We start from the raw sequence: 8,394 nt of genomic DNA, 5'->3' as shown, positions 1-8,394 counted from the left end.
CCGGAGGGCCGGCCGGAATGCCGGCCGCCCTCGCGGTGCGGGACGCCGACGCGTACGCCGCGCTGCGGACGCACCTGCGCGACCGCCTCGAGGACCGCACGTACGCCGTCGCCCGCGACCTCGTCGCGGTGCTGGGCGCGGCGCGCGAGCTCGAGGCGGACCTGCGTGCCGCGACGAGCCTCGCGCTGCTCTCGACGGTCACGGACGTGCGCGCGCAGCTGACAGCCCTGGTGCACGACGGCGTCGCGGGCGAGGTCGGCGCCGCGCGCCTGCCGCACGTCGTCCGCTACCTGCGCGCCGCCCGGCACCGGCTCGCGAAGGCCGCGGGCGACCCGGGCCGGGACCAGTCCCTCGCGTGGCAGGTCGCGGAAGTCCAGGAGGCCTACGACGACGCCGTCCGCGCTGCTCGGGCCGCGGCGCCCGACGCGACGCGCGAGGAGCGCCTCGCCGAGGTGCGCTGGATGCTCCAGGAGCTGCGCGTGAGTCTCTTCGCGCAGCAGCTCGGCACCGCGCAGCCCGTCTCGGTCAAGCGCATCCGGAACGCGCTCGCCGGCTGAGGACGGGCGCTCCACGGCCACACGCCGAGCCCCCAGCGCGATGGCCGCGACCCGTTCAGCGCCGTCGGGCCACGTGCACCATGGTCATCGCGAACGCGACGACGGCGAGGCCCGCGGCAGGCCAGACGACGATGCTCAGCGGTCCGGCCGGCTCGCCGGCGTCCGTCCGGTCGAGGACCACCCAGAAAGCGATCGCGTAGGTGACCGCAGCGACGGCGGCGACCACACCCCAGACCACGGCCGCCCGACGCGTCCCGCCTGACCGAGCAGCCATGTCCACCTCTCCACGCGCGGGTCGGCGGGCCGCGGTCGGCCCGGCTCGGCCGACGGTACGCGGGCTGGGCGAAGGCGCCGGAATCACCCGTCGTCTCACCCTGTGCCGCACTCCCCCACGGACCGCCCATGCCTCTACATTGACCACCATGACGGACACCGACAGCGAGGTCACCCTGGCCCGCACCGCCCTGGGCGGTCCGGCGACGGTGGCCGATCCCGAGATCCTCGGCGCAGTGCGCAGCGGCCTGCTCGCCGTGCCGGTCGACAAGGTCGAGCTGACCGTCGCGCCCATGGTGGCCGACGCGTCCGGCCTCGCGGTACGCCGGCGCCAGGCCGGCTGAGCAGACTCAGCCCGCTTCTCGCACACGACAGATCGACCGGCTCCTCCTGGGTGCGGCCCGGCCGAGCATCGGGACGTCATCCGAGCCTGCGGTCACGACGCGAGTCGCCGGCGGCCCGCGACGGCCAGGGCGAGGGCCGGCACCGCCAGGACGAGGCCGGTGACCCAACCGCCGAGGACGAGCGAGACGGCAGCGCCGACGACCATCACCGTGCCTCCGCGCGCGCACGTCGACCTTCTCGTCGCCTGGTCGGTCAACCCGCGTAACGCCGCCCAGGTCAGTCCAGCGGCCACGAAGAGCAGGACGGCCGCACGGACCCCCTGTGAACGGCCCGCCTCGAAGGCGCCGGCCACCGTGTCGACCTGGTCCATCACGCCGAGGAAGCCCGCCACGCGGAGGGACACCGCGACGACGGTGAGGACGGCCGCCGCGCAGAGGAGCACCACCGGGGCCGCCACATCACCGACCCGAGCGGCAGTGGGGACCTGGTCCATGCGGCGAGGCTAGCCACCAGCGCCGCCCAGAAACGACTCGACCTTCGCGCCGCGGTCGAGGGCGTTGGCGGCGCCGGACGGACGGCAAGCGGCCCGGACCCCCGAGGGGGTCCGGGCCGCTGTCGCGTTGCCGGCCGTCAGGCCGTGCGCCGCCGGGCACCGAGCACGAGCGCCCCGCCGAGCAGGAGGAGCAGCGCCGCGACGCCCGCCGCGGTCCCGACCTCGACGCCCGTGCGCGGGAGCGCACCGGTCGCCGCACCGGCCACACCGGCGGCCGCGGCCGGCGGTGCCGCCACGACGTCGATCGTGACCGTCGTCGTCGCCGTGCCGCCCTGGCCGTCACTCACCGTGTAGGTGAACGTCACGGTGCCGGAGAACCCGGCCACGGGCGTGTAGACGAGGCGACCGTCGACGATCGTCACGGTGCCGGACGCGGGCTGCGTCACACCCGTGATCGTCAGCGTGCCGCCGTCGGGGTCCGCGTCGTTGCCGACGACGTCGATGACGACGGGCGAGCCCGCCGGCGTCCGGACCGTGTCCGTCGTCGGCACCGGCGGCGCGTTGCCCACGGTGATCGTCACCGTCGCGACGCGCTGGTCCGTGCCGTCGGTCACCGTGTAGTCGAACGTCACGACACCCGAGAAGCCGGCGGGCGGCGTGTACGTCGCGACGCCGTCGGTGACCGTGACCGTGCCGCGCGGCGTGCCGTCGGCGTCGACCGGGTCCGTGGTGCTGCCGGGCACGACCGCGAGCGTGTCGCCCGGGTTCGCGTCCGTGTCGTTCGCGAGCAGGTCGACGTCGACCGGCGTGCCGTACGGCGTGGACGCGCCGTCGGCGACCGCCACCGGTGCGGCGTTGGCGACCGTGACGAGGAGCTGGCCCTCGTCGGTGCCGCCGGCGCCGTCGCCCACGGTGTACCTCACGGTGACGACGCCCTCGAAGCCCGCCGCAGGCGTGACCGTCAGGGTGCCATCCGTCTCGACCACGACGCTCGCGCCGTTGTCCGCCACGGCGCCGACCACGGTGAGGACCTGGTCGGTGCCCGGGATGTTGGCGTCCGTGTCGTCCGCCAGCACGTCGACCGTCACCGCGGTGCCCGAGGGCGTCGTGATGGCGTCGTCGACCGCGACCGGCGCGGCGTTCTCGACGACGACCGTGACGGTGCCCGTCGCGGTGCCGCCGTCGCCGTCCGAGACCTCGTACGTGAAGGTGACCGTGCCCGACCAGCCGGTCGGCGGCGTGTAGCGGACCTCGCCGGCCACGATCTCAACGTCGCCGCGCGTCGTGCCCGTGCCGTCGACCGGGTCCGTCAGCGAGCCCGGCGTGATGGTGAGCGTGTCGCCCGTGTTGGGGTCGGTGTCGTTGTCGAGGACGTCGATGAGCACCGAGGTGTTCGTCGGCGTCGAGACCGGGCCGTCGGAGCCGGCCGAGGGCGCGCCGTTGTCGACCGTGACGGTCAGCGTCCCCGTGGCGGTGCCCGTGGCGCCGTCGGACAGCGTGTAGCTGACCGTCACGACGCCCGAGAACCCGGTCGCCGGCGTCACCGTCAGCGTGCCGTCGGACTCGACGACGACCGACGCGCCGTTGTCGGCCGTCGCACCCGTGACCGTGAGCACCTGACCCGGCACGCCGGCCGTGACGTTGACGTCCGTGTCGTTGGAGTGGACGTCGACCCGGCTCGCGGGCGTGTTGGTCGGCGTCGAGGTGGCGTCCGCGTTCGCGACGGGCGCGGCGTTGAGCGTCGTGACCGTCACCGTCGCCGTGTCCGTGAGGCCGCGGCCGTCGGACAGCACGTAGGTGAAGGTGTCGACACCCGCCCAGCCGGCGGCCGGCGTGTACCGGACGGTGCCGTCGACCTGCACCACGGTCGCGCCGTGGGACGGCTGCGTCACGCTGGCGACGCTGAGCGTGTCGCCGTTCGGGTCGGTGTCGCCGACGAGGACGGGGACGTCCACGGCCGTGCCGCTCGGCGTCGAGGCCGAGTCGTCGTCGGCCACGGGCGCGCCGTTGACCGTGATCGTGACGGTCGCGGTGTCGCTGCCGCCGTGGGCATCGGTCACCCGGTACGTGAACGTGTCCGTGCCGGACCATCCCGTCGTGGGCGTGTAGGTGCCCGTGCCGTTCGGGTTGAGCGTCAGGGTGCCGTGGGTCGGCCCGGCGAGGACGCTCACGCTGAGCGCGTCGCCGTCGAGGTCGGTGTCGTTGCCACGCACCGCGAGCGTCACGGGCGAGCCGGCCGCCGTCGCGTAGGTGTCGTCCACCGCGACGGGCGCGTTGTTCGTCACGGTGACCGTCACGGTGGCCGTGTCGGACCCGCCGCGGCTGTCCTCGACGACGTACGTGAAGGTGTCGTTGCCGCGGAAGCCGGGCAGCGGCGTGTAGGTCGCGACGCCGTTCGTCACGGTGACCGTGCCGCCCTGCGCCGACGTCGGGCCCGCGCTCTTGACGGTCAGCGTGTCGCCGTTGGCGTCGGTGTCGTTCGCGGTCAGCGCGAGGACCGCCGGCGTCGCGCCGGGCACGGTGGTCGCGTCGTCGACGGCCTCGGGGGCCGTGTTGAGGACCTCGATCTGGACGGTCGCGGTGGAGCGGTTCCCCGCCGTGTCCTCGATCGTGTAGGTGAACACGTCGCGACCCGCGAAGTCGTCGCGCGGCGCGTACGTGACCGTGCCGTTCGGGTTGATCGTCACGGTGCCGCCCGCGGCGTCGGTGACGGCGACGACACCGAGCGCGTCGCCCTCCGGGTCGGTGTCACCGGCGAGGACGGCGATGTCGATCGTGCGTGCCGTGGGTGCGGGCTCGAAGGTGAGCACGTGCGGCGTCGCCTCGGGCGGGCTGTTCCCGTCGATCGGGGCGGTCACGACCGGGCGGATCACGGCGTTCGTCGCCGACGACGCCGAGGCGTTCGTCGTCTTGCCGCGGTACGTGAGGACCGCCGCGTTCGTCAGCTCCTGACCGTTGGTCGCGTCGCCGTCGACGGTGACGCGGAAGGTCACGACGTGCTGGGCCGCACCGGTGGACATGGGGATCTCGCCGCCGGCGGTCGGGGTCGCGCCCGCACCGAGGTGGATCAGCACGTGACCGTTCTGGTCGGCGACGAACTGCGTCGTGTCGCCGTCGACGGCGTCCGTCTGGGGCACGCCGTCGAGCGTCACCGAGCCGGGCAGGTAGCTGGTGCCCGTCGGGATGGCGTCGAAGAAGCGGCTGCGGGACGAGGTGTCCAGGCCGATGTTCTCGACCGGGACGCGGTACTCGAGCACGTCGTTCGGGCGCACGTCCAGGTCCGTCGGGCCTGTGCTCGTGAGGTCGGTCACCGTCTTGGTGCCGAGGAGCTTGGGGTCGTAGAGGTCCGTCGCGAAGGTCACGAACGCCGGCAGGTAGGTGTCGCCGGACGTGCTCAGCGCGATGGTGGCGCTCGACGCGCTGTTGGCCAGCCGTGCGGTCTCCGGCACGTCGATGAGGTCGACGTCGATGCCGAGCTGGTTCGCGTAGGCGGGGTTGCGCGGCGCGAGGCTCTGCCCGAGATCCTTACCGCGGTTCGTGATGGTGGAGTTCCACGGGTTGGTCTCGACGTTGCGGTCGTCCGAGATCACCTTGTTGTTGAGCCGGAGCGAGTCGCCCTGGAGGCCCATGTCGCCCTCGAACGTCACGACGCCGAGGGTGGTGCGCACGGGTCCGCTCGGCGGGGTGAGGAAGCCGTCGACCGTGAAGGTCGTGGGCTCGGCGTCACCGGTCGAGACGTTGCCGTAGCCGTTGAAGATCGTGAGGTTGCGAGCCGGCGCGCTCGGGTCGGCGACGGCCACGACGAGGGACCAGCCCGCGTAGCGGTCGTTGGCCGGGCTGCCGTTGATCGTGGCGCGGGCGTCGGACTGCACGTTCGCGACCGTGTACGTCGCGTCACCGGCTCCCGCGACGATGTTGGTGACGTCGAGGTAGGACGCGTAGTGCTCGTTCGAGGAGTCGACCGTCTCCGTGGTCAGCTCGTGGGTCTGGGCCGGGCCCCCCTGCGGCTTCACGGTGAGCCGCGCGGTGCCGCGCAGGTCCGGGTTCGCGTTGGCCGTGCCGACCGCGTTCGGGGTGCGCCCGCCCCACACGAGGGCCGCGAAGAGCACGGCGCCGCCGGACGGGATGTCGAGGTCGGCCGTCGACGAGTTGAACGTCGTGGCGTCGCTGTCGACGTCGACGCGCCGTGGCGCGAAGTTGTTGTTGCTGTTCGCGTTCGCAGGCCCGTTCACGATCTCCTGCGCGGTGGTGCACGCGGTGCTGGCCGCGCACGTCATCAGCGTGTTGCCGATGAGCATGACGTCGCCGTTCGTGTTCACCGAGAACACGGGGTTGAACGGCCGGATGACGGCGGCCTGCGCGGGCGCGGCGACGCCGAGCACCACGAGGGGGGCGACGATCAGGGCCAGGACGGTGGACAGGGCGGTCGCGGCGCGGCGGCGGGTGCCGGGCGTGAGCGGGCGGGGTGCGAACACAGCTCTCCTGAGGACGCCTGGGGTCGGCATCCGGTGGGGGTCTCGACGTCGGGGGACGACGTCCGGGGGACGCGCGCGAGGACGGCGCACTGTGTGCATCGCCCCCGCCGCGGACCCACTTGAACCCCGCGCGCGGGTGAAACCGGCGGCCGCCGCAGGGCGACGCCGCCGTTCACCCGGACGGCCCAGCGCCGTTCCCCTACCCGCGGCCGTGCCGCCGGAAGAGCACGACGGCGACCGTCCGCGCCACCACGAGCAGCCCGACGCACCACGCGAGGGCGACCCATGGGTCGGCGCCCGGCCATCCGAGCAGCCACGCCCGCACGGTGTCCGTCACGGGCGTCACGGGCTGGTTCTCGGCGATCACCTGGAGCACCCGGGGCATGGTCTCGGTCGGCACGAAGGCGCTCGAGAGGTACGGCAGGAACTGCAGCGTCATGGCGTACCCGCTGGCTGCCTCGGGGCTGGACGCCACGAGGCCGAGGCACACGGCGATCCACGTGAAGGCGAGGATGTAGAGCACCAGCAGCCCGGCGACGGCGAGCCACTCCTGGGGCCCGGCGGCGGCCCGGAACCCCACCAGGTGCGCGAGCCCGACCACGAGCGACGTCGCGAGGAGGTTGCGCGCGACGCCGGCGACCACGTGCCCGGTGAGGACGGCGGCCGGGTGGACGGGCGTCGTCCGCAGTCGCTCGACGATGCCCTCCGTCATGTCCCCCGCGACCGTGACCGCCGTCCCCGCGGCGCCGAAGCCGGCGCACAGCAGCACGATGCCGGGCACCACGTAGTCGACGTACTGCGTGCCGGTCTCGATCGCCCCGCCGAAGACGTACACGAAGAGCAGCAGCAGGATCACGGGCAGCGCGACGGAGAGGAAGAGCGCGTCCGGCTCGCGCAGCGTGCGGCGCAGGCTGCGCCGGACCATCGTCACGGTGTCGGTGACCGCCCACCCCAGGCGTGGACGCCACGGGGCGTCCTGAGCGGTGGTCGGGACGGTGGCGAGCGCAGTCATGAGGCCTCCTGGAGGGTGCGGTCGGTCGCCACCGGGGCGCCCGTGAGCGTGAGGAAGACGTCGTCGAGCGTGGGCGCGCGGACCTCCCAGTGGTCGACCGCCAGGCCGCGCGCCTCGACGTCGGCGAGGATCCGCCGGACGTCACCGACGGAGCCGTCGGTCACGAGGCGCTCGACGGCGCCGCCGGCGAGGACGAGCTCGACGTGCGCCTCGCCGACCTGGCGCTTGAGCGCGGCGGCGGTGCCGTCCGCGATGACGCGGCCGTGGTGGAGCACCGCGATGCGGTCCGCGAGCCGGTCGGCCTCGTCGAGGTACTGCGTCGTGAGCAGCACCGTGGTGCCGTCCGCGACGACGTCGCGGATGACCTGCCACAGGTCGTTGCGGCTGCGCGGGTCGAGGCCGGTCGTGGGCTCGTCGAGCACCATGAGCGCCGGCCGGCCCAGCAGGCCCGCCGCGAGGTCGAGCCGGCGGCGCATGCCGCCCGAGTACGTGCGCAGCAGCCGGTCCCGCGCGTCGACGAGGTCGAACAGCTCGAGCAGCTCGGCGCAGCGCGCGCGGGCCGCGTGCGGGGCCAGGTGCGCGACGCGGGCCATGAGGCGCAGGTTCTCCGCACCCGTGAGGAGCGGGTCGAGCGCGGCGTACTGACCGGTGAGGCCGATGCGGTGCCGCACCGCGACGGCGTCGCGCACGACGTCGAGCCCGTCGACGAGCACCCTGCCCGCGTCGGGCCGCAGGAGCGTGGCGAGCACGTGCACGGTGGTGGTCTTGCCCGCGCCGTTCGGCCCGAGCAGCGCGACGACCGAGCCGCGGTCGACGGTGAGGTCGACCCCGCCCAGGACCGACGTGCTGCCGAACGCCTTGCGCAGGCCCGTGATCTCGACCATGGGCGTCATCGACGGAGCCCTTCTGTGTATGCCCTACGCGGTTATGGATGTGTATGTTGTACACAGATCGAAGGACGAGCGTCAAGGAGATGCCGTGGGCGGGCCCAGCGAGCCGGACGAGCGCGAGGCCGCAGCCGCGCGGCGCGAGGCCGAGCAGCGCCGGGCCGACGAGGAGAAGGCCGCCGCCGCGCTCGCGAAGGAGGCCGCTCGGCGCGCCGCCGACGAGGAGAAGCTGGCCGCAGCGGCCGCCAAGGAGGCCGCGCGCGACGAGCGCGACGCGGACCGCCGGCGGCGCGAGACCGAGCGGCGTGAGCGCGACGAGCGCAGGGAGGCCGAGCGGCGCCAGGCCGAGCGC

8 protein-coding genes are annotated in these 8,394 nt (G+C 74.0%); 3 read left to right on the top strand and 5 right to left on the bottom strand.

All coding sequences use genetic code 11. From position 1 onward, the window contains the following. Window positions 1–557: DUF3418 domain-containing protein (locus tag ICW40_RS16345; RefSeq protein WP_221655075.1), on the top strand; the 557-nt coding region annotated here is incomplete at its 5' end. A 55-nt stretch (window positions 558–612) separates the two neighbouring features. Here ICW40_RS16345 and ICW40_RS16340 read toward each other — a convergent pair. Further along, the gene (locus tag ICW40_RS16340; protein WP_221655074.1) at window positions 613–831 is read right to left on the bottom strand and encodes a hypothetical protein; all 219 of its coding nucleotides are present in this window, start codon (window positions 829–831) and stop codon (window positions 613–615) included. Between the two features lie 148 nt (window positions 832–979). Between ICW40_RS16340 and ICW40_RS16335 the strand changes: the two genes are divergently transcribed. After that, window positions 980–1,174, top strand: a complete 195-nt coding sequence (locus ICW40_RS16335; protein WP_221655073.1) for a hypothetical protein — start codon at window positions 980–982, stop codon at window positions 1,172–1,174. 92 nt (window positions 1,175–1,266) lie between these two features. Here ICW40_RS16335 and ICW40_RS16330 read toward each other — a convergent pair whose 3' ends face one another. From ICW40_RS16330 to ICW40_RS16315, 4 genes are all read right to left on the bottom strand, one after another. Continuing rightward, window positions 1,267–1,668 carry a hypothetical protein gene (locus tag ICW40_RS16330; protein ID WP_221655072.1) on the bottom strand — a complete coding sequence of 134 codons (402 nt, stop codon included), beginning with the start codon at window positions 1,666–1,668 and terminating at the stop codon, window positions 1,267–1,269. A gap of 137 nt (window positions 1,669–1,805) precedes the next feature. Next, window positions 1,806–6,143 carry a beta strand repeat-containing protein gene (locus tag ICW40_RS16325; RefSeq protein ID WP_221655071.1) on the bottom strand — a complete coding sequence of 1,446 codons (4,338 nt, stop codon included), beginning with the start codon at window positions 6,141–6,143 and terminating at the stop codon, window positions 1,806–1,808. 199 nt (window positions 6,144–6,342) lie between these two features. Then, window positions 6,343–7,155, bottom strand: coding sequence for an ABC transporter permease (locus ICW40_RS16320; protein WP_221655070.1), 813 nt, complete (start codon window positions 7,153–7,155; stop codon window positions 6,343–6,345). Further along, complete coding sequence (locus tag ICW40_RS16315; RefSeq protein WP_221655069.1) at window positions 7,152–8,048, bottom strand: ABC transporter ATP-binding protein; 897 nt, start codon at window positions 8,046–8,048, stop codon at window positions 7,152–7,154. The genes ICW40_RS16320 and ICW40_RS16315 overlap by 4 nt, the downstream gene beginning before the upstream one ends. An 85-nt stretch (window positions 8,049–8,133) precedes the next feature. Here ICW40_RS16315 and ICW40_RS16310 point away from each other — a divergent pair. Next, window positions 8,134–8,394, top strand: a 261-nt coding sequence (locus ICW40_RS16310) for a hypothetical protein (protein WP_221655068.1), incomplete at its 3' end; no start/stop codon positions are given.

Source organism: Actinotalea ferrariae (assembly GCF_019733465.1).
Classification (GTDB): domain Bacteria; phylum Actinomycetota; class Actinomycetes; order Actinomycetales; family Cellulomonadaceae; genus Actinotalea; species Actinotalea ferrariae_A.
The sequence above is the reverse complement of the archived record's forward strand: the minus strand, read 5'-3'. Positions and strand labels throughout refer to the sequence as shown.

Excerpts from the sequence above, each read along its gene's own strand:
- ICW40_RS16340 (WP_221655074.1), bottom strand. The coding sequence starts at position 831 with ATGGCTGCTCGGTCAGGCGGGACGCGTCGGGCGGCCGTGGTCTGGGGT.
- ICW40_RS16335 (WP_221655073.1), top strand. The coding sequence starts at position 980 with ATGACGGACACCGACAGCGAGGTCACCCTGGCCCGCACCGCCCTGGGC.
- ICW40_RS16330 (WP_221655072.1), bottom strand. The coding sequence starts at position 1,668 with ATGGACCAGGTCCCCACTGCCGCTCGGGTCGGTGATGTGGCGGCCCCG.
- ICW40_RS16320 (WP_221655070.1), bottom strand. The coding sequence starts at position 7,155 with ATGACTGCGCTCGCCACCGTCCCGACCACCGCTCAGGACGCCCCGTGG.
- ICW40_RS16315 (WP_221655069.1), bottom strand. The coding sequence starts at position 8,048 with ATGACGCCCATGGTCGAGATCACGGGCCTGCGCAAGGCGTTCGGCAGC.